The organism is Aquitalea sp. FJL05, from assembly GCF_003852595.1.
GTDB lineage: Bacteria > Pseudomonadota > Gammaproteobacteria > Burkholderiales > Chromobacteriaceae > Aquitalea > Aquitalea aquatilis.
Genome location: NZ_QAJS01000012.1, coordinates 34,076 through 54,785, shown reverse-complemented (window position 1 = coordinate 54,785; position 20,710 = coordinate 34,076). Strand labels below are relative to the sequence as shown.

The 20,710-nt window shown below is 62.6% G+C and carries 18 protein-coding genes and 2 tRNA genes; 5 read left to right on the top strand and 15 right to left on the bottom strand.

Translation table 11 applies throughout. The annotated features are described in order from the left end of the window. Nucleotides 1-2 precede the first annotated feature (2 nt). From DBR44_RS11595 to DBR44_RS11535, 13 genes are all read right to left on the bottom strand, one after another. Nucleotides 3-1,100, bottom strand: coding sequence for a glycosyltransferase family 4 protein (locus tag DBR44_RS11595; RefSeq protein WP_124644196.1), 1,098 nt, complete (start codon nt 1,098-1,100; stop codon nt 3-5). Beyond that, nucleotides 1,097-2,185, bottom strand: a complete 1,089-nt coding sequence (locus DBR44_RS11590) for a glycosyltransferase family 4 protein (protein ID WP_124644195.1) — start codon at nt 2,183-2,185, stop codon at nt 1,097-1,099. Before DBR44_RS11590 ends, DBR44_RS11595 begins: the two co-directional genes overlap by 4 nt. Then, a complete protein-coding gene (locus DBR44_RS11585; RefSeq protein WP_124644194.1) occupies nt 2,182-3,408 on the bottom strand; it encodes a DegT/DnrJ/EryC1/StrS family aminotransferase in 1,227 nt (408 codons plus the stop codon). The genes DBR44_RS11590 and DBR44_RS11585 overlap by 4 nt, the downstream gene beginning before the upstream one ends. Beyond that, nucleotides 3,395-4,690, bottom strand: a complete 1,296-nt coding sequence (locus tag DBR44_RS11580; protein ID WP_199731027.1) for a lipopolysaccharide biosynthesis protein — start codon at nt 4,688-4,690, stop codon at nt 3,395-3,397. Before DBR44_RS11580 ends, DBR44_RS11585 begins: the two co-directional genes overlap by 14 nt. Before the next feature lie 2 nt (nt 4,691-4,692). Beyond that, nucleotides 4,693-5,790 carry a DegT/DnrJ/EryC1/StrS aminotransferase family protein gene (locus tag DBR44_RS11575; protein ID WP_124644193.1) on the bottom strand — a complete coding sequence of 366 codons (1,098 nt, stop codon included), beginning with the start codon at nt 5,788-5,790 and terminating at the stop codon, nt 4,693-4,695. A gap of 84 nt (nt 5,791-5,874) precedes the next feature. Continuing rightward, nucleotides 5,875-6,444: an acyltransferase gene (locus DBR44_RS11570; protein WP_124644192.1), complete on the bottom strand. Its 570-nt coding sequence runs from the start codon at nt 6,442-6,444 to the stop codon at nt 5,875-5,877. Between the two features lie 21 nt (nt 6,445-6,465). Next, nucleotides 6,466-6,996, bottom strand: a complete 531-nt coding sequence (locus DBR44_RS11565) for a DUF4337 domain-containing protein (RefSeq protein WP_124644191.1) — start codon at nt 6,994-6,996, stop codon at nt 6,466-6,468. A 97-nt stretch (nt 6,997-7,093) separates the two neighbouring features. Beyond that, nucleotides 7,094-7,762, bottom strand: a complete 669-nt coding sequence (locus DBR44_RS11560; protein WP_124644190.1) for a hypothetical protein — start codon at nt 7,760-7,762, stop codon at nt 7,094-7,096. Nucleotides 7,763-7,800: 38 nt separating this feature from the next. Next, nucleotides 7,801-8,865, bottom strand: a complete 1,065-nt coding sequence (locus DBR44_RS11555) for a Gfo/Idh/MocA family protein (RefSeq protein ID WP_124644189.1) — start codon at nt 8,863-8,865, stop codon at nt 7,801-7,803. Between the two features lie 72 nt (nt 8,866-8,937). Further along, complete coding sequence (locus tag DBR44_RS11550) at nt 8,938-10,242, bottom strand: nucleotide sugar dehydrogenase (RefSeq protein WP_124644218.1); 1,305 nt, start codon at nt 10,240-10,242, stop codon at nt 8,938-8,940. Nucleotides 10,243-10,466: 224 nt separating this feature from the next. After that, nucleotides 10,467-11,267: a polyamine aminopropyltransferase gene (locus tag DBR44_RS11545; protein ID WP_124644188.1), complete on the bottom strand. Its 801-nt coding sequence runs from the start codon at nt 11,265-11,267 to the stop codon at nt 10,467-10,469. After that, nucleotides 11,257-12,225, bottom strand: coding sequence for a tRNA 2-thiocytidine(32) synthetase TtcA (gene ttcA / locus DBR44_RS11540; RefSeq protein WP_124644187.1), 969 nt, complete (start codon nt 12,223-12,225; stop codon nt 11,257-11,259). The genes DBR44_RS11545 and ttcA overlap by 11 nt, the downstream gene beginning before the upstream one ends. A gap of 100 nt (nt 12,226-12,325) precedes the next feature. Further along, complete coding sequence (locus DBR44_RS11535) at nt 12,326-13,099, bottom strand: pteridine reductase (RefSeq protein WP_124644186.1); 774 nt, start codon at nt 13,097-13,099, stop codon at nt 12,326-12,328. Between the two features lie 140 nt (nt 13,100-13,239). Here DBR44_RS11535 and DBR44_RS11530 point away from each other — a divergent pair, with 140 nt between their 5' ends. The 5 genes from DBR44_RS11530 to DBR44_RS11510 all read left to right on the top strand — a co-directional run bounded on the left by DBR44_RS11530 (nt 13,240) and on the right by DBR44_RS11510 (nt 16,957). Beyond that, complete coding sequence (locus DBR44_RS11530; RefSeq protein WP_124644185.1) at nt 13,240-14,391, top strand: class I SAM-dependent methyltransferase; 1,152 nt, start codon at nt 13,240-13,242, stop codon at nt 14,389-14,391. A gap of 97 nt (nt 14,392-14,488) precedes the next feature. Continuing rightward, nucleotides 14,489-14,565 (top strand) — tRNA-Met (locus tag DBR44_RS11525). Nucleotides 14,566-14,598: 33 nt separating this feature from the next. Continuing rightward, nucleotides 14,599-14,675, top strand: a tRNA-Met gene (locus tag DBR44_RS11520). 203 nt (nt 14,676-14,878) lie between these two features. Further along, complete coding sequence (locus DBR44_RS11515) at nt 14,879-16,171, top strand: HD domain-containing phosphohydrolase (RefSeq protein ID WP_233578506.1); 1,293 nt, start codon at nt 14,879-14,881, stop codon at nt 16,169-16,171. A gap of 84 nt (nt 16,172-16,255) precedes the next feature. Continuing rightward, nucleotides 16,256-16,957 (top strand): S4 domain-containing protein, encoded by a 702-nt coding sequence (locus DBR44_RS11510; protein WP_124644184.1) that lies wholly within the window; start codon nt 16,256-16,258, stop codon nt 16,955-16,957. 27 nt (nt 16,958-16,984) lie between these two features. Here the strand turns inward: DBR44_RS11510 and DBR44_RS11505 are convergent, their stop codons facing one another. Then, the gene (locus tag DBR44_RS11505; protein WP_199731026.1) at nt 16,985-17,641 is read right to left on the bottom strand and encodes a HugZ family protein; all 657 of its coding nucleotides are present in this window, start codon (nt 17,639-17,641) and stop codon (nt 16,985-16,987) included. Between the two features lie 108 nt (nt 17,642-17,749). Further along, nucleotides 17,750-20,650, bottom strand: a complete 2,901-nt coding sequence (locus tag DBR44_RS11500) for an EAL domain-containing protein (protein ID WP_124644183.1) — start codon at nt 20,648-20,650, stop codon at nt 17,750-17,752. Between the last annotated feature and the right edge of the window lie 60 nt (nt 20,651-20,710).

The following is a 20,710-nucleotide window of genomic DNA, read 5'->3' as shown; positions in this document are numbered from 1 at the left end:
CCTCAGGCCAGTTGGGCGTAGAGTTCCACCAGCTTGCGGCCCTCTGCCGCCCAGCTGTATTTCTGTAGCACCGCCTGTTTGCCGGCTTCGCCCAGTGCACGCATGCACTCTTCATCCGCCATCAGGCTGTTGATGGCCTCGGCGATGGCCGACGGGTCTTGCGGGTCCACCAGCACGCCGCAGCCAGCGTCATCAACGATTTCGCGCCATACCGGGAAGTCGCTGGCAATCACCGGCATGCCGGCCGCCATGTATTCAAACAGCTTGATCGGCAGTGCATCGACGTAATTGGGGGTGGGAAACAGCGTCACCAGACCGATCTTGCTTTGTGCCAGCACCTGGGCCACGCCCTTGCGGTCCAGCACGCCCAGATCATTCACTCTTGCCCAGCCGGGCTGGGCTTCCAGCTCGGCGCGCAAGTCGGTTTCGCTCCAGATGCCGGCCAGATTCAGCCGGGTGGCGGTATCCGGCAACGCGGCCACAATGGGGGCGATGCCACGAATGCGGCTGATGCCGCCGATATAGCACACCTCGTTCTTGCGGCTGTCCCACGGCGTGTCGCGCACCAGCTCTTCCAGAATCGGGAAATTGCACACATCCAGCACCCGGCCGCCCAGCTTGGCAAAGCGCTTGCGGATGTGCGGGGTGGAGGTGACTACCGCGTCAAAACGCTTGGCCGCCCAGTCTTCCACCGTTTCGAAGCTGCCAGACACCAGTGGCCGCACCGCACCGGGAATCCAGTGCTTGGCCAGAATCTGCCGTGGCATGTCTTCGTGCACGTCGTAAATCACCTTGATGCCGGCCTGCTTCAAGCGCAGCGCAGCCGGGATCAGCTCAGGGTCGTGAAAATGCACGATGTCCGGGCGTAGCGCCAGCGCTGCTTCGTACACCCGGCGCACCGTGCCGGTCATGCGGGCAAAGCGGCCACCGGTCTTGGGGCCGACATCGTGAAAGCGCACACCCTTGTTGATTTCCTCGCCCAGACCATCCGCCACGATCAGGGTCACCTCATGGCCGGCAGCGGCCAGGGTGGCGCATTCCTTCACGAAAATGCGGATGTCGTGACGCGGATGGGCGGAAGTGAGATGGGCTACTTTCATACGACAGAATCCTTGTGCGCCGGCCCGGACAACAGGCTGGCATAGAGATCAGCAAAGTGCTGCATATTGGTCTGGTGTAGCGCCTTTTGCGCCACCAGCTGACGGTTCAGCTGCACCGCCTGTTGCAGACGGGCATTGTCCGCCGCCCAGGCCATGCCGGCGTGCAGACTGTCGGCCAGACGGGCGATGTCTTCGGCAATCAGGCCGTTGAGGCCATCGATCACCCACTCGCCATTGGCCGGCAGATTGGACAGTACCGGCAGGCAACCGTGCCCCATGGCTTCCAGCAGGCTGATGCTGGTGGCGTCCGAGCGCGGCACGCTGACAAACAGCCGCGATTCCTGATACAGGCCAGCCAAGACCGCAGACGACACAAAGCCGGTGAATTCCACCCGCTGCAGCCCCAGGCTGGCAGCCAAGGCTTTCAGGCTATCCGTGGATTCGCCGCTGGCGGCCACGGTAAGACTCCAGTCCGGATAACGGCCACTGGCTTCCACCTGCTGCCAGGCATGCAGGATAGCGTCGATGCGATAGAGCGGCTTGTGCAGGCGGCAGGACAGCACCTTGTTGGCCTTGGCGGCAATATCCGGCTGCGCGGGCAAGGCGTCCATGCCGAAATTCAGCACATCGATACGGCAGTCCTCGCCCGCCAGCTGGCGGATTTTCGCCGCCATGTACAACGAATCCGAGGTAATGGCGCTGGCCGCGCGCAAATTGCCCGCCACCATCTGCCGCATCAGCCGGTTACTGTCCGGCAGCAGCAGCACATCCGAGCCCCAGGCAGTCAGCACCATGGGCACATGGCTGCCCACCAGAGCACGGCGCGCATGCCAAGCCACGCTATTGGCCTGATGCACATGCACCAGGTCCGGCCCGATCTGCGCTATCCAGCGGCGCAGTTTGCCAGCGCTACCCAAGGCCTTGAGGCCAAAGTCCAGCCGCAGCTCGCCCTTGAGATTGGCCGGGCGCTTGTCCGCTGGCACTTCGCCATTGCAGGCCAGCCAGATTTCTGCCACATGCGGGGCGATGCCGGCCAGATAGCGCCAGGTATGTACCGAGGCCGAGCCGATCAACAACAGCTTCATTGAATGTTTTCTTTCTCGATGCAGCGCAGCTCGGCCAGCAGCTTGTCCAGCCGGCCAGCCAGCCGCGCATCGTCGGCCAGCGCGATATTCATCGGCAGATTCAGCACCGTGGCGGCCAGTTGCTCGCCCTGCGGCGCACTACCGGCCACATAGCCGTGGCGGAAGGAGCCGGCCGGGTGAATCACATCATCAAACCACACGCCGATATTCAGCCCGCTGGCCTGGCTCAAGCGCCGCGCCACGGCGGCCTTGTTGCCCACCGGACGGGACAGCGCAAACGGGTAGCGCACCCAGTGGCACTCCGCCCCGGCCGGTAGCGGCCATTGTTTGATAAACGGCAGTGCTGCCAAAGCCTGCTGATAACGCCGGGCCAGCGCCTGCTTGTGCGCCAGTGTGGCAGACAGATGGGCCAGTTGGCGGCGCACCAGTACGCTGGACAGCAGCGGCATGGCGCGTACCGGATGCGGCACGCCCTGCGTCACTTCGGCATCAGCCGAGCGGTAAATCAGCCCCACACGACGGTTAATCGCCATGGTGATGCGCCCCAGCAGTGGCCAGCGCGCAGTCAGCAGATGGGCTTTGAGCGTGGCCAGCAAACGCCATTCATCGGCGCAGGACAGCTCCGGCCACTCTTGCTGCGGTGCGGCCATGCCGGACGGAAAGATGGCCAGCCCGCCGATGCCACCGCTCAGATTTTTGGAGTATTCAAAACTGAAGAAAGCGCCATCGTGATAGCTGCCCAGCCATTGGCCGTCCAGCTGGCTGGCAAAACCGTGGGCGGCATCGTCGATGAACTTTACTTGCGGATGGGCAGCGCGCAAGGCCTCCGGCACACGACAAGGCAGGCCAAAATTGTGCGGCACGATGACTGCGCGGGTGGCTGGGCCAATGGCGGCGGCCAGCACGTCCCAATCGAAATTCAAGGTGTCAGCAGAGACATCGACAAAACGCAGCGTGGCCGCCAGCGCCGGAATCTGGTTGGGCACCACCACGCAGGTATAGGCCGGGACAATCACCTCATCCCCCGCGCCTATGCCATGTTGCTGCAACAGCACGCGCAGTGCGGCACGGCCGGTGTCGTACAGGCCGATGCGCGCCTCGTCCACACCGAATCGGCCTGCCAATTCGCGCCGCAGCGCCGCGCGCTGGAATGCCCGGCCACGCAGCATGCCGGGCAAGGCAGACAGGTAATCGCACAGCGTCAGCGAGTTAGCCGTGAGCATGTTCTTGCTCCAGTTGGCGACATAGCCGGAATACCCAGACCATGTAAACGATGTAATAGATGGAAACAGCCACCGACAGCAGGCGGAACACCTGATGCGCATCCTCGCCGGCCCAGTACACCACGCCCAGCGAACCCAGGTTCACCACCACGCCTAGCAGGGCAAACAGCAGCGACTGGCGCTGGCGCGACAACACCATCGGCACCATGAAACAGGGCGCGGCCAGGAACATGCAGAAGAAGGACGGGGTCAGCGTGGCGGCAATCAGGCCGGCATCACGCCATTGTTCGCCAAAGGCAAAGGCAAACAGCGGCCCGCCCCAGGCCATGATGATGAGAAAAGGCACAATGGCCAGCGCCGACAGCACCAGCAGCGCCTTTTTCAGCAGCGGCCGCAGGCTGTGGCCCTTGGCATGGGCTTCGGCCAGATCGCGGTACAGCACTTGCGATACCGCCTGCCCCAGCAAGGCGGCGGGCAGCTTCAGCACCCGCACCACCAGGCCGTAATGGCCCATCAGCTCGGCGCTGGCCAGCATGCCCAGCAGCTGCACCATCAAGGAGTCCTGCAGCGCCACCACAAAGGCATGCGGCGTGTTGACCAGCGGAAATTCACGATAGCGGCGCAGAATGCGCCCCATGCCACCGCTGCGCGCGGTGCGCAGCCACTGCGGCAGTGCGCGCCAGTCCTGCCGCGCCTGCACCAGCCAGGAGGCGGTCTGGCCAGCGATCTGCGCCAGCAGCAGACCGAGCGCGCCCAGCTTGCCGAAACCGGCGGCCAGCTGCACCGTCACCATGGCGGCAGACTGCCCCATGCGGCCCTGGGCATTGGCGCTGTAGCGGCGCTGGCGGTTGTTCCAGTTGGTCCAGATCTGATTATTGGCCGCCACCCAGATACCCAGTGGCAGCAGCGGCAGCCAGGGTGCCATGGCCGGCGCATGCAGCTGCGCGGCAATCCACGGCCCGGCCAGCAGCAGCGGCACGCTCAGCCCGGCCAGCAGCAGGGTATTGAACAGCAACGCCAGCACCATCAGCCGCATGGCGTCGCTGTCTTCTTCCGGCAGCACCACCGCCATGTCGTAGCGCCAGGTGGCAATCACCACCAGATTGGACAGCCAGGCGACAAACTGCGTCAGCACGCCAAAATCGGCCGGGCTGTACAGGCGGGTCAGCAAGGGGGTGAACAGCACCGGCAGAAACTGCGCCACCGCTGCGCCACCAGCCAGGGTGGCGACATTGCGGGCAAAGCCGCCCTGCGCCAGCCTGGCCTTGAGTTTGGCCAGCACGCTCAGCTCAATGCCTTTTTCACCGCCGCGACAATGGCGTCCTGGGTGGCTTCATCCAGGAAGGGGTGCATCGGCAGGCTCATCACGCGCTTGCCGGCGGCTTCGGCCAGCGGGAAGCTGCCCTCGCCCTGCCCCAGATGGGCAAAGGCCGGCTGCAGGTGTAGCGGAATCGGGTAATGCACGGCGGTGGGCACGCCCAGTTCCTGCAGGGCTTTTTGCACCGCTTCGCGATTGTCCACCTCGATGGTGTACTGGGCGTAGACATGGGTATTGCCCACGCAGATCACCGGCACACGGGCCACGTCCTGCAGCAGCGCGCTGTAGCGGGCACCGATGCGCTCGCGGGCGGCCACTTCGTCGGCAAAGCTGGGTAGCTTGGCCAGCAGCACGGCGGCCTGGATGGTATCCAGCCGGCCATTCAGGCCGATCACCGGGTGGTGGTAGCGACGGTCCTGGCCGTGCAGGCGGATTTCGCGCATTTTCTTCGCCAGTTCGTCGTCATTGGTGAAGCAGGCACCACCGTCGCCATAGCAGCCCAGCGGCTTGCTGGGGAAGAAGCTGGTGCAGCCGATGGTGGACAGGTTGCCCGACTTCTTGCCGTGCTGGCTGGCACCAAAGCTTTGTGCGCCGTCTTCGATCACCGCAATGCCGTGTTGTTCGGCAATGGCGTTGATGGCGGAAAAGTCCGCGCACTGGCCGTACAGGCTGACCGGCATGATGGCGCGGGTACGCGGGGTGATGGCGGCTTCCAGCAGCGCCGGATCAATGTTGTAACTGATGGGGTCGATGTCGACAAACACCGGGGTGGCGCCCAGCAGGGCAATCATTTCGCCGGTGGCGATGAAGGTAAAGGGCGTGGTGATGACTTCGTCGCCACGCCCCACGCCCAGCGCCATCAGCGCAATCAGCAGCGCCTTGGTGCCATCGCACACGCCGATGGCATGCTTGACGCCGGTGTAGGCGGCCAGTTGCTGCTCCACCTCTTTGACTTCCGGCCCCATGATGTACTGGCCATGATCCAGCACCGCGTGGATGCGGGCGTCGATGTCGGCTTTCAGATGCTGGTACTGCGCTTTGAGGTCGATGAACTGGATGCTCATGGCTCGATTCCTTGCTGGGGCCAGGCTGTCCTGCGGACAGCCGTCAATGATGAAAGAGAAAGGCGTGGCGCAAACTGCCGCGTCTCAGGCCGGTGCGCAGTGATTGCCACCGATCTGGTAAAAGCTGTCGCAGGCCGAGCAGGCGTGGGTGCCGATATCGTTGGGCAGGCGCTCGCCGCAGGCGCACATCCAGCCGATGCGCTTGGCCGGCGTACCCACCATCAGCGCATAGGCCGGCACATCGCGGGTCACCACGGCACCGGCACCGATGAAGGCATACTCGCCCACATGATGGCCACAGACGATGGTGGCATTGGCGCCGATGGAGGCACCACGCTTGACCACGGTACGGCGGTATTCATCCTTGCGGCTGACATGGCTGCGCGGATTGTTGACATTGGTGAACACCATGGACGGGCCGCAGAACACGTCGTCTTCCAGCGTCACCGCATCGTAGATGGAGACGTTGTTCTGGATCTTGACGTTGTTGCCGATCTCGACGTCGTTGCCGACAAACACGTTCTGCCCGAATGAGCAGCGCTCACCGATGTTGGCACCGCTGCAGATATGCACCCAGTGCCAGATACGGGTGCCGGCACCGATGTGCGCGCCATCATCGACGATGGCAGTGGGGTGTACGGTGTATTGGGTCATGTCCAGGCCTCGCGCTCAGATTCAGAAAAACAGGAAAAAACCGTCGGCAAAATACACCAGGCCCAGCAGCCCCACCGGCAGTGCCGCCAGCCAGATCAGCTTGCGCTTGAACAGACCGGCGATGGAAGAAATCAGGATGGCCACCTGCAGGAAAATCACCGCCACGCCAAAGGGCTTGCCCTGACGCTGGGCGGCATCGCGTTCCACCTCCAGCTGGCGGGCCATCTTTTCGATGTCCTTGCGTTCGGCACTGTAGCGCGCCACCTTGTCGCCCAGCTTTTTCAGCTGCTGCTGGTAATGCTCGCGCTGTGGCGCCGTGGCCGGCAGCTGCTCCATTTCGAATTGCAGCCGTTCACGCTCGACATCGTACAGATTGCCCTTGATGCCCTTGGCCTGATAGTAGGCCCACTGGTCCGAGGCCTGAGCCTGGGCGATGACGCTGCGGGTGGAAAAACCGCCGCCCTTGAAGGTGGACAGCGTGGCGCACACGGCCAGGATGACGGTGGTGAGCGCCAAATAATTCAGCCAGGGGTCTTTCTTTTCTTCAGCCATGAGTGTGTTTCAGTGTTGCTGTATGCCAATCGGGATGACAGACCGGCCCGCGTGTTACGGGCCGGGACAAGGCTCGATAATCCAGATGCTGCCGGGATTAATCTGTCTCTTTACTCAAATTCAATTTATAGCCGGATTCAGGCGTAATCAGCTCTGCCCGGTCCGGCGAAACGCTGACCAAGGATTTATTGAACGGAATCTTATAGGCCGAGGCGATATCCACGGCAATGCGATACCGGCTCTGTCCAGGCTGTGCCGGAATAAAGGTAGGTGCCTGGAAAACATTCAAGGCGTTGGCAACCACGACTTGTTTCAGCACACCTTCACGCGGCCAACTGACTTGCCATGGCCCGATGTCGCCATTGCCCATCGTCAGCACCTGGCCATTGTTGTGGACCAACGCAGCCCCCAGGCCATTCATCCCCAGAGCGGAACGCGGAGAAGGTTTGCCGGGCATTGTTTGGCCATCAGGCTGCACAAACTCCACAACCCAGTGCTCACTATCCGCCTTGGTTTCCAATAAACGAAACACCGGAGGGAATGGATCAGTCGTCAGCGTGACACCGCCATCCGCCTTCTCCCACAGACCGGAAGCCTCGCCTTTAATCCCGGAGCCCAGGATTTCAAACGAAAACCGATGATCGGCTTTTAATTCAAGCTTGGTCGCCACATAGCCACCCTGCTTGTACACGCCCACCACGCTTTCAGCAGCCTGGGCAATACCCGCCATGCCAAGCAAGGCTACCGACACCATCAATGCCTTCATCGCTACTCTCCTCCGGGACATCCGGAACCTGAATCAGATCAATAATCCAGCGGCAGGCTGACGCGACGGCCATCGCGGGCCGACAGATACATGGCAATCAGCAGTTCCAGCGACTTCAGCCCTTCGCGGCCGTCGGTTTCCGGCTCGGCCTTGCCCTGCATCACGTTGATCACGTTGTCGTAGTACAGCGGGTGGCCAAAGCCGTAGACGCTGGTGGTGGCGTAGCTGGCGTTCTTGATTTCATCGTCCATGGCGTGCGGCTCGGCGAATTCCCAGTGCTGGATTTCATTGACCGCCACCCCACCCACCCGCACCGAACCCTTTTCGCCCAGGATGGTGATGGAGCCTTCCAGGTTCTTGGGGTAGGTGAGCATGGTCACGTTCATGCTGCCCAGCGCGCCGGAGCGCCATTTGACGCTGACCGTGCCGGTGTCTTCCACTTCGATATTGCGTGCCAGCGTGGCGGTGTAAGCCTGCACGCTTTCCACCGGGCCGATCAGCCAGTCCAGCAGGTCCACATAGTGGCTGGCCTGGTTCATGAAGGCACCGCCGTCGAATTCCCAGGTGCCACGCCAGCCGCCCTGATCGTAATAGCTTTGCGGACGGGTCCAGAACACATTGACGTTGACCATGTAGATACGGCCGAAACGCTTTTCCTGCATGGCGCGCTTGAGCAGTTGCAGGGTGTCGTTACGACGGTTCTGTTTCACCACGAACATGCGCTTGCCGGCCTTGTCGGCAGCTTTCACCATGGCCAGGCCATCTTCCCAGCGGGTGGCCATCGGCTTTTCCGTCATCACGTGAAAACCCGCTTCCGAGCATTCGATGCTCTGTGCCGGATGCAGGCCGGACGGGGTGGTCAGCACGATGATGTCGGCATTGGTGGAGGCCAGCATGTCGGTGAGATTGCTGTGGCCACGGGCACCGGTGCGCTCGACTGCTGCTTGCAGCGCAGCCGGATCAACATCACAGACGTCTACCAGCTCGGCGCGATCGGCATGCTGTTCCAGCGAGCCGAAATGGTTGTTGGCAATGCGGCCACAACCAACCAGCGCGAAGCGGATCTTGCGGTCGGTAATGGGGGCGTGGTGTACGGTTTTCATGGTGGGTTCCGTTCTGTGCTTAAACGGCAAAAGGCGACCGTGGGGTCGCCTGCTTGCGTTATGCCGACAAGATCAAGCCTTGACGATGTGGTCGGCGGGTTCCAGATACTTGCCACGGCTGTCGACGATCAGCTGGGCGTGTTGCTTCAGCAGCGCATAGTCGAACTTGTCATGGTCGGTGGCCAGCAGCACGCAGTCGTAGCTGGCGATGGTGGCGGCATCCAGCGCGACGCTGGACAGCTCGAAGTGGTGCTCGCGCATTTTCGGGAACACCGGCACGTGCGGGTCGCTGTAGGACACTTCTGCACCCAGATCACGCAGCTTTTCCATCAGGAATACCGACGGGCTTTCGCGCATGTCGTCCACGTTCTTCTTGTAGGCAATGCCCAGCACCAGCACGCGGCTGCCATTGATGGCTTTCTTGCGGGTGTTCAGCGCAGCAGCGACTTTCGCCACCACCCAGTCAGGCATATTGCTGTTCACTTCACCAGCCAGCTCGATGAAACGGGTGTTCACGCCGTATTCACGCGCTTTCCAGGTGAGGTAGAACGGGTCAATCGGGATGCAGTGGCCACCCAGGCCCGGGCCCGGATAGTAGGGCACGAAGCCGAAGGGCTTGGTGGCAGCAGCGCGAATCACTTCGTGAATGTCGATGCCCATCTTGTCGGCAACGATCTTCATTTCGTTGACCAGACCGATATTCACCGCACGGTGGATGTTTTCCAGCAGCTTGGTCATTTCGGCGGCGCGGGTGGACGACACCGGCACCACCTTGTCGATCACCGCGCTGTACAGCGCCACACCGATTTCCTGGCAGGCCGGGCTGTAACCGCCACATACCTTGGGAATGGTGCGGGTGGTGAAATTGGGATTGCCCGGATCTTCACGCTCCGGCGAGAACACCAGGAAGGCATTCTCCCCCACCTGGAAACCACGGGACTGCATGCGCGGCAGCAGCTCTTCGTCGGTGGTACCCGGGTAGGTGGTGGACTCCAGCGACACCAGATGGCCTTCGCGCAGGTAGGGCACCAGGCTGTCCATGGTATCCAGCACGAAGGACAGATCCGGCTCGCGGTATTTGTTCAGCGGGGTCGGCACGCACAGGATGAGGGTGTCGGCTTCCGGCGCGCGGGAAAAATCGGTGGTGGCTTCAAAACCACGGGTCAGCGCGGTAGCGATGCTGTCAGCGCTGATATGCTCGATATAGCTCTTGCCGGCGGTCAGGGCGTCAACCTTGCTCTGGTCGATGTCAAAGCCCAGTACCTTGTAGCCCACTTCGGCAAAACGCAGCATCAGCGGCAGGCCGACATAGCCCAGACCCACGATGCCGATGACGGCGGATTTGTCCGCGATACGGTTAAGCAATTGCTGCTTGATCACAATGATAGTCCCAACAAAGTAAAAACCTGCCATGGCCGCCCACGGCGACCATGCACTGAATTCGGTAAGGTCTGGCAGTGTGCCTCGCCTGGCTGGCGGGCTTGCTGATCTGGCTCAAACCGCGCGTGTGCAGTTTCAAGCGCCGCATTATACGCCTGCTTGACGGGCTGCTGGGGTTACCAAACGTGACAAAATGCCCGCCACCACACAACACGGCGCAATCAGATCAGCAGATGCCCGGCCGTGCTCTGGTTGGTCTGTTTCAGCCGCTGGACGAAGTCGCCAAACTCCAGCCCGAAGCGGCATTCCATGCGGTCGGCACGCTCCTTGAGCGCTTCCCACTGGGTCAGCGTGGGGCTTTGGCGGAAGGCCATCACCGCCACATTGCCATGGCTGGCCGAAGGCAGCTCCAGCACGCGGCCCTCGAATACCTTGAGCAGACGCTCGACAAAGCTGTGATAGCGCTTGTCGCCGCTCCACCAGTTGGTGACGAACACGCCATGCGGACTGAGCGCGCGTTTGCAATCTTCGAAGAAATCTTCGCTGGTGAGTTCGTCAACAATCTGCAAGCCGTCGAAACCGTCCACCAGGATGGCGTCGGTGGAGCCACGGAAAATCTTCACGTAATCCGCACCGTCGGCCTCGATGATTTCAAAGAAATCACCCTCTTCCGGCAGCTTGAAAAAGGCACGCGCCACGGCGATGACTTGCGGATTGATATCCACCGCCACGCTAACCGCGTCCGGCAGATATTCGTCGATGAAGCGGGCGAAAGATCCGCCGCCCAGGCCGATCTGCAGAATATGGCGCGGGTCGTCGTTCCACAGCAGAAAGGCCATCATGGCGCGGCTGTAGGACAACACCAGCTCGGCCGGCTCGTCCATGTCCATCGAGCTCTGGATGGTTTCCGAGCCCAGATGCAAGGACCGGATATTGCCGGCTTCGGAGATTTCCACTTCCGGCATGTCGTCTACCGCCGCACGCACCCGGCGGCGGAAAGGATGCAAGGCTCTACGCGCCACAAGCGCTCCCCTCGCCCGGCTTGCGGGAATCCAGAATGCTGATGGTGCGCCTCAACGGAACATCCTCATCCTCCGCCGCAGGCAGTGGATCATTGAACTCTTCCTTGTCAAAGGCGGTGTCGCCATTCTCGAAGGGACTGTCGCCGGTTTGCAGGCCGACAAAGTCGAACAGGCCGGTATCGCACAAATGCGAAGGCACCACGTTTTGCAGGGCGCGGAACATGCTTTCCACGCGGCCGGGGAAGCGCTTGTCCCAGTCGTTGACCATTTCCTTCACTACCTGGCGCTGCAGATTGGGCTGCGAGCCGCACAGATTGCACGGAATGATGGGGAACTGGCGCAAGTCGGCATAGCGGATGATATCCTTTTCGCGGCAATAGGCCAGCGGGCGGATCACCATGTGCTTGCCGTCGTCCGACACCAGCTTGGGTGGCATGGACTTGAGCTTGCCGCCGTAGAACATATTGAGGAACAGCGTGTGCAGGATGTCGTCGCGGTGATGGCCCAGCGCGATCTTGGTGGCCCCCAGCTCGTCGGCCACGCGGTACAGGATGCCACGGCGCAGCCGCGAACACAGGCTGCAGGTGGTCTTGCCTTCCGGCACCAGCTTTTTGACGATGGAGTAGGTGTCTTCCTCGATGATGCGGTATTCCACACCAATGGAAGCCAGATAGCCGGGCAGCACGTCTTCCGGGAAGCCGGGTTGTTTCTGGTCCAGATTCACCGCCACGATGGAGAAATCGATAGGGGCGGATTTTTGCAGACCCAGCAGGATGTCCAGCATGGTATAGCTGTCCTTGCCGCCGGACAGACACACCATGATCCGGTCGCCCTCTTCGATCATGTTGAAATCATTGATGGCATCACCCACATGGTGACGCAGGCGCTTGGCCAGTTTATTGCCCTCGAAGGCGGCCTTTTTGGCCTTGTCGTCGAGTACGGCGTTCTGTTCGGACATGGGGTACGGCTAAGAAATTGAAAAACAGGCGATTTTACTGTTTTTCCCCGCCAAAATCCACGCTCTTTCCCGGCATGGCCTGCGGCTGTGGCGGCAAGACCTACAGCACGATGCTGCGACCACCATCCACCGCCAGGATCTGGCCGGTGACATAGCTGGCATCCAGCAACAGGAAAGCCACGGCGCGGGCAATGTCATCCGGCTCGCCGGTACGTTGCAGCGGAATGGTGGCCTCGATACTGGCACGCTCGGCCGCATCAAACGAGGCATCGTCCTCCGGCCACAGATTCACCCCCGGTGCCACGCCGTTCACCCGCACCAGCGGGGCCAGCTCCAGCGCCAGGCTGCGGATCAGCTGGGCATGGCCGGCCTTGGCCAGGTTGTACACCACGTGGCGACGCATGGGCCGCTCGACGTGAATGTCGGAAATGCCAACGATGGCCCCGCCACTACGACGCAGGGCCGGGGCCACTGCCTGGCTGAGAAACAGCGGTGCCTTGAGATTGCTGCCCATCAGGTCGTGCCAGGCCAGCTCGTCGATCTCGCCCAGCTCGGTAGGGAAAAAACTGGAGGCATTGTTGACGAGGCCATCCAGCCGGCCAAAAGCGGCCACCGCCTGTGCTGCCAACTGCTGCAAGCCCTGCATGTCCAGCAAATCAGCCTGCAACAGCCGCACCGAAGCCGGCCGCCGGCCATTAAGCTCGGCCGCCAGTGCCTCGGCCTCGCGCTGCGAGCCGCGATAATGCAGCAAAAGCCGCAGGCCGCGCGCATGCAACAACCGGGCAATGCCCGCACCAACCCGGCGCGCCGCACCGGTAATCAACACCACGCGCTGCTCGAGCACCTGCTCGGCGGCTTCTTGCTGTCGCGCCATCTGCTGTTCATCTCCGAATGGTTACCCACTGCCGGCGACACGCACCGGCCAGCGCTAGACGGCGATAAAATGCGCGGGGCCTCTTCTCCCGCGCCCTGCTTTCGCCCACAATCGCCGCACATTGTAGCAGGATGCATTCCATGACCACCTTACCCGCTCCCAGCACGGCGGCACTGGCCACCAGCCAGGCACTGTGCACCCATATCCGCCAGGCCATCAGCGACGCCGGCGGCTGGATTCCCTTTTCACGCTATATGGAACTGGCGCTGTACGCACCCGGCATGGGCTATTACTCGGCCGGCAGCCACAAGCTGGGCAGCGCCGGCGACTTTACCACCGCGCCGGAGATGTCGGCGTTTTTTGGCCGCACCCTGGCCAGACAGATTGCCGAACTGCTGCCGCAAACGGCCGGCAAGCTGTATGAATTCGGTGCCGGCACCGGCAAGCTGGCCATCGACATCCTCACCGAACTGGAAGCGCTGGACTGCCTGCCGGAACAGTACATCATCATCGACCTGTCGGCCGACCTGATCGAGCGCCAGCAAAACGCCATCCGCGCCGCCCTGCCCCATCTGGCCGACCGCCTGCAATGGCTGAGCGTGCTGCCGGCAGAACTGGATGGCGTGGTGATCGGCAATGAAGTGCTGGATGCCATGCCCTGCGAGCTGTTGCACTGGACCCCCGAACCGCAACAACGCGGCGTGGCGCTGGAGGGTGAGCAGTTCATCTGGCAGGACCGCCCCATCCAGGACCCGGCCCTTCAAGGGCAGGCAGCGGCACTGAACATCAGCCAGGCCGGCTATATCAGCGAACTGAGCCTGAGCAACACCGCCTTCATCCACACCCTGGCGCGCCACCTGGTGCGCGGGGCCATCCTGCTGGTGGACTATGGCTACCCGGCAGCCGAGTTCTACCACCCGCAACGCCATATGGGTACGCTGATCGGCCATTACCGCCACCACACCGTGGACGATCCGTTCTTCCTGCCCGGCCTGATGGACCTCACCTGCCACGTGGACTTCACCGCCATCGCCCAGTCCGGCATCGACACCGGGCTGGACCTGATCGGCTACACCACCCAGGCGCAATTCCTGATCAATGCCGGCATCACCCAGCTCTTGGGCGAACTGGATGCCGACGACAGCGCCAACTATCTGCCGGTGGTGGCCATGGTGCAAAAGCTGCTGTCCATGCAGGAGATGGGCGAACTGTTCAAGGTGATCGGCTTTGGCCGTGGCATCAGCATCGACTGGCTGGGCTTTACCCAGGGCGACCGCTGCCACACCCTGTAACGCAGCAAGCCCGCCGCAGATCGCACGCATTTTTGGTTGACAGCCGAAAAAACGCTGCGTATAGTTCGCGTCTCGGTGCAAGCGCATCGAGAAATGTGGCGAATTAGCTCAGTCGGTTAGAGCGACGGAATCATAATCCGCAGGTCCGGGGTTCGAGTCCCTGATTCGCCACCACAGTTTTCCGAGCTTTGCTCACGCAAAGCTCCCGGCGAATTAGCTCAGTCGGTTAGAGCGACGGAATCATAATCCGCAGGTCCGGGGTTCGAGTCCCTGATTCGCCACCAGCATTACCGCAAAGGCCAGCTCCAAGGAGTTGGCCTTTTGCTTTTGCTTTTGCTTTTGCTTTTGCTTTTGCTTTTGCACTTGCGCCGCAAGCCACCGCGCTGCCTGCGGCATGTCAAGGACAGGCAATATTCCGCCTTTCGGGCGCTACCGGCATGCATTAGATTGAGAGAACAGTCCCCTGCGTGGACTGCCCGATCATCTGATGCGAAAGACCACCATGCCTGTCGCCTCCCCCCTTTCCGCCACCGCTGCTGACTGCAGCATCCATGTCGACCTGCGCGAAGTGATACACGCGCTGTCCGATGCGCTTGATCTGGTCGGCATCGATGATGTGGCCCACGGCAAGCGGGTCGGCATCATGGCTTATCACTGCGCACTGACGGTGGGCCTGAGCCGGCCACAGGCCAATTTTCTGTTCGATCTGGGCCTGCTGCACGACATCGGCGTCTCCTCCACCCGCACCCATCAGCATCTGGTCAGCGAGTTCGACTGGGCCGGTTCGCAGCAGCACTGTTTGACTGGCGCAGCCCTGCTGGCCAGCTTTACCCCGCTGGCCGCCATGGCAGAGCCGGTACGCTATCACCACACCCCATGGGAAAAACTGGCGGCCATGCCTGGCCTCAGCCGCGAAATAGCCGAACAGGCCAACCTGATCTATCTGGTAGACCGGGTGGACGCCATGGCAGCGGCCTTTTACAGCAGCGGCGAATTGCTCACCCACACCCCGGCCATCCGTGAGCAGATCGCCCAGCGCAGCAGCCAGCACTTTGCCCCGCAGTTGGTCGAGGCTTTTCTGCAAGCGTCGCAAGCCGAAGCCTTCTGGTTGCAACTGGAGCCACGCGGCATTGCCGGCATGTTGCAGGACATGCGCGAACTGAGCCTGCCCTGCCAGGCCAGCACGGCGCAGCTCAAGCAACTGGCCACGCTGTTTTCCTGCATTGTCGATGCCAAAAGCCCATTTACCGCGCGCCACTCGCAAGGCGTGGCCGGGCTGTCGCGCTGGCTGGCCGAGCGACTGGGGCTGACGCCAGGACGTTGTGATCAACTGGAAATTGCCGCCCTGCTGCATGATCTGGGCAAGCTGCGCGTGCCGGATGAAATACTGGAAAAGCCCGCCGGCCTCACCAGCCGCGAACGCAGCCTGATCAATGCCCACAGCTTTGAAACCTACCAGATCCTGCGGCATATCCGCGGCTTTGAAGAAATCGCCTGCTGGGCGGCCTATCACCACGAAGAACCGGATGGCCACGGCTATCCCTTCCATCTGAGCGCAGCCAGCATGTGCATCGAGGCACGCATCCTGCGCGTGGCCGACATCTTCCAGGCACTGGCCCAGGACAGGCCCTACCGCGCCGGGCTCAGTGCCGACGCAGTGCTGGCCACTCTGCAGCAACTGGCGGCGCAACAGCGCATCGACCCGACCATTCTGGCCCTGGCTGCGCAGGACATGGATGGCGCCATGGCGGCCGCACTGCCGGCAGGAAAAGCCGCCTGAGTCTGGCAGCACGATTGCCAGCACCGGGGCGCAGGCGGATAATCGCCGACCCCGACCCTGCGTCGATCCCACTGGAGTACCGCAATGAGTGAACAGGAACTGCGTTTGTCCAAACGCATGGTGGAGCTGGGGCTGTGTTCGCGCCGCGAAGCCGATGCCTTCATCGAACAGGGGCGGGTCAGAGTGGATGGCCAACTGGTGCAGCAACTGGGCAGCCGCGTACGGCCGGAACAGCGCATCGAGCTGGACAAGCCGCGCATGACGCTGGGCGAACTCAGTATCAGCCTGCTGCTGCATCGTGCCGCTGCCGAGCCCTTGCCGCTAGCCGCGCTGATTACCCCGGACAATCACGCTCTGCGCGATGGCAGCGAGGTGGTCTTCAATCCGCGCCACCTGAAGCCGCTGCAACAGGCCGGCGCGCTGGAGCCGGGCTGCCATGGTCTGGTGGCCCTGACACTGGACAAGAAGCTGGCGCGCAAGCTGGCCGATGCCGAGCAGGAATACCTGATTCAACTGGAAGCAGCACCCAGCGCAGAAGACCTGAAACAAGCTCTGCAACAGCTGAAGCTACCGGGCAAAGCGCCGCGTGGCCTGAAAGTGAGCCGCCAGAGCGACCGCCAGCTGCGACTGGTGCTGACGGCAGTACAGGCCGGCCAACTGGCCGCCATCTGCCAGGGACTGGGCTTGCAGCCGCTGGCCCTGCGCTGCATCCGCATTGGCAAGCTGGGCATTGGTGACCTGCCTGCCGGGCAATGGCGCTATCTGCTGCCGATGGAGTCCTTCTAGGCCCAAGAACTGGCAGCCTGCCGGCGGCTAGTCAGCCGCCAGCGCCGCCACTGCCTGCAAGGCCGCAGCAGCAAAACCCTCGCCCGAGGGCATGGCCTCCGGCCACAGCAGCCGCCGATGTCCCGCAGCCTCTCCCACCCGATAGTCGGCACCCAGTGCATCCAGCCCCAACAGCTGGATGCCATCGGCCACCACCGCCTGGCGCAACAGCGCAGCCTCTTCTTCCAAGGTCAGTTGCGGCTGGCCAGCCAGCTCGGGCGCTTCCAGCCAGCCCATGCGCCCGACGCCACCGATATAGCGCAGCCGCAAAGGCTGCAGGCGGAAGAACATGAAATCCAGCTGCAACAGATCCTCTGCCGCCGGCTGATAACGACAAAAACGTTGCAGCAACGCGGGTTCCGGCTCGATACGCTGCGCATCGGCCACCAGGGTCAGCCGGGCGCCGGCCTGCACATCGCTCACACCGTCCTCCACGATGGACAAGCTGCAACGGCCATCGGCCAGCAGGTTGCGGGTGTGTTCGGCCAGCGCGCTGATCAGCAACAGGGGCCGGTGCGCCTGATCCAGCACATAGGGCAATACCGTGGCATAAGGATAGCCGGGCAGCTGAATGGAATGGCTGGCCAGCGTGGCGTAATGGCTGCCATGCATCAGTTGCAGGGCGACCGTGGATGGAATTTTCACAGCAAGATTCTCCCTTGGACGGCAGGATAGTGAGCCGGCATGTTATGCCACAGCCGCAACGCTGGCGTCAGCGCCATCCGGCAGCGGCTTGCGCTGGCGCAAGCAAGATCAGCGCGAATCCTGCGCCTGCGGCAGCCGGGCCACAAAACGGAACAGCTCGGCAGCCGGCATCGGGCGGGCAAAGTGGTAGCCCTGCATCTGCGCGCAACCCATGGCCTGCAGGCAACGATGCTGGGCCTCGGTTTCCACCCCCTCGGCCACCACATCCATGCCCATGTCGCGCGCCATCGACAGCGTGGCACGCACCACCGCCTCGTCATCGCCACTGCCCGGCAAGGTGCTGACAAAGGCCTGGTCTATCTTCAAGCGGCTGATGGGAAAGCGCTTGAGCCGCGACAGCGAGGAATAGCCGGTGCCAAAATCATCCAGTGCAAAGCGGCAGCCCAGCTGCATCAGCGCATTGAATACCTCCAGATGGCGTGCATCCTCGCTCATCAGCGCGCCTTCGGTCAGCTCCAGCTCCAGCATGCCGGGGGCGATCTGGTAGCGTTTCACCAGCCCGCGCACATAAGGGGTGAGATCGCTGCGTTCCAGCTGTACCGGCGACAGATTCACCGATACCGGCAGCATCAGGCCGGCCGCAGCCCAGCGCCCCAGTTCGACAATCAGCCCGCTGCGCTCGGCCAGACTGATGAACTCACCGGGCAACATCAGCCCGCGCAAGGGATGACGCCAGCGCACCAGCGCCTCGCAACCAATGCAGCGACCGCTGTCGGCATCCAGCTGCGGCTGGTAATACAGCACCAGCTGTGCCGGGTCGTCCTGCAGGGCACGGCGCAGGTCGCGCTCCAGCGTCAGGCGCTCCATGGCCTGGGTATTCATGTCCGGGGTGTAGTAACGCAGGGTGTCACGGCCGGCTTCCTTGGCCGCATACATGGCCATGTCGGCATGGCGCAGCAGGGTGTCCGGGTCTTGCCCGTCCTGCGGGAACAGTGCCACCCCAATGCTGACCGTACAGCGCAACTCGTGCTGCTCCACCACCACCGCCGGGTCGAACAGGGCCAGCAATTGCTCGCCCAGCGCATCCAGCTGTGCCTGCTGCTGGTAAGGCAGCAGGATGACAAACTCGTCGCCACCCAGCCGGGCCAGCATGGCATCCGGCGGCAGCGGCTGTTGCAGACGGCGTGAAATGCCCACCAGCAACTGGTCGCCGACCGGATGGCCCAGGCTGTCGTTGACCGTCTTGAATTCATCCATGTCCAGAAACAGCACCGCCAGCTGACGTTTGTCCTCTTCGGCCATGGCATGGCGTGCCATGGTCAGCCAGCAGGCACGGTTGGGCAGGCTGGTCAGGCTGTCGTGCAAGGCCAGGTAAGTCACATTGGCCTCGGCCTTGCGGGTGGCATCCAGCTGGGTTTGCAGCTGCTGGTTGATATCGGCCAGCTCGGCAGTGCGCTGCTGCACCTCGCCTTCCATGCGTCGGGTATAGCCGGTGACAATCAGCAGAAAACCACCAAACAGGCCGGTCATGGCCAGCCCCACCACAAAGGTGATCCACTCCAGCCAGCTGCGCAGCCCGGCCAGATAATCCTCGCTGGCACGCAGGCGCAATGCCCAGTTGCGCCCGGCAAAGGAAAACTGGCTGAGCAAATGCGGCCGCTGACCGAACCAGCCCTCCTTGCCGCAATTGGCCGGGCCGGACAGGCGGTGGAAACCGGGCGCGCCGTCGCGATCAATCAAGCACACTTCGATATCGTGGCGCACGCCATGCTGCAGCGTGCTGCTGACAATGTCATCCATGCGGAACAGGCTGGAAATCACCCCGCGCAACACCTGATGCTGGCTATCGTCCGTCGGGGCGTATACCGCCTGATACAGCGCCACGCCCTTTTGCTTCTGCGCTTCCTGCACCAGCCGGATGGCCGGACTGGCCATCGGCTGGCCACTTTGCAAGCTGTGCCGGATGGTAGTGGCCAGCTCGGGCGAGGACAGGATGTCCAGCCCCAGCGCACGCTTGTTGCTGGCCAAGGGTTCGATATAGCGGACCGGCAAATAGGAAGGACGCTGCGGCGACGGCGCAACGTGGCCGGCGGCATCACGCGCCAGAATGGAAGAGCCTGCCAGCGCGTGGCCTTCGAATGCTGCGCGCTCGGCATCGCTCACCAGCGGGCACCAGCCCAGGCTTTGCGTACCTGGCAGACGCGCCAGCCAGGATGCTGTCACTTCGCGCCACTGGCTGGCGGAGTCACCCGGGGAGCGGGTCTGCAATTGTTGCAGGGCCAGCATGCCATCCAGCTGCATGTCCAGGCGCTTTTTCAGCGCCAGCTCGATCTGGCCGGCATCGCGGTTGAACTGGCTTTGCACCCGCAGCGCTTCCCAGTGATGAATCAGGGCACTGAAACCGACCATGGTCAGCGCGGTCAGCAACATCGGCCACAGCAAGGCAGGGCTGCGGGCGCGCCATTCGCTGCGCGGGCGGCCAAACCACGCCAGCATCAGTGGCAGCATGATGAGACAGCCAAAGGTATCGCCCAGCCACCAGTTCCAGACATTGAACAGCAGATCGCTGGCCGGCAGCACACCCAGCGCGGCCAGGGTGGGCACGCTGATGCCGCTACTCAGCAAACAGGACAGGGGAATGATGAACAACATCAGCCGGATCACACTGTCTGCGCGATCCAGCGGATTGGGCCAGCCTATCCAGCGCTGGATCAGCCAGCAGGAGCCAAGCGCCTGCACGGTGGCTGCCAGCGGCACCACCAGCAGCGCAAGATAGGCCCAGCCGTGCACACCGGCTTGCCCGCTGGCCACCAGCTGCACCAGCAGCGACCCCAGCAGCACACCCGGCCACAACGCGCGGCCCCACAGCAGCAAGGACATCATGGCGATGCCGGCAGCCGGAAACACCGGTGCGGTATAGCCCGGCGGAATGGCACTGTACAGGGAAGGAACGCCGATCAGGGCATAGACCACAGCCAGCCGCAACATGGCGGGAAATCGAGCAGACACGGAACGTCCTTGCAGATAAATGACAGCCGCCCGACATTAGCATGTCGTGGGCAGAGCGTC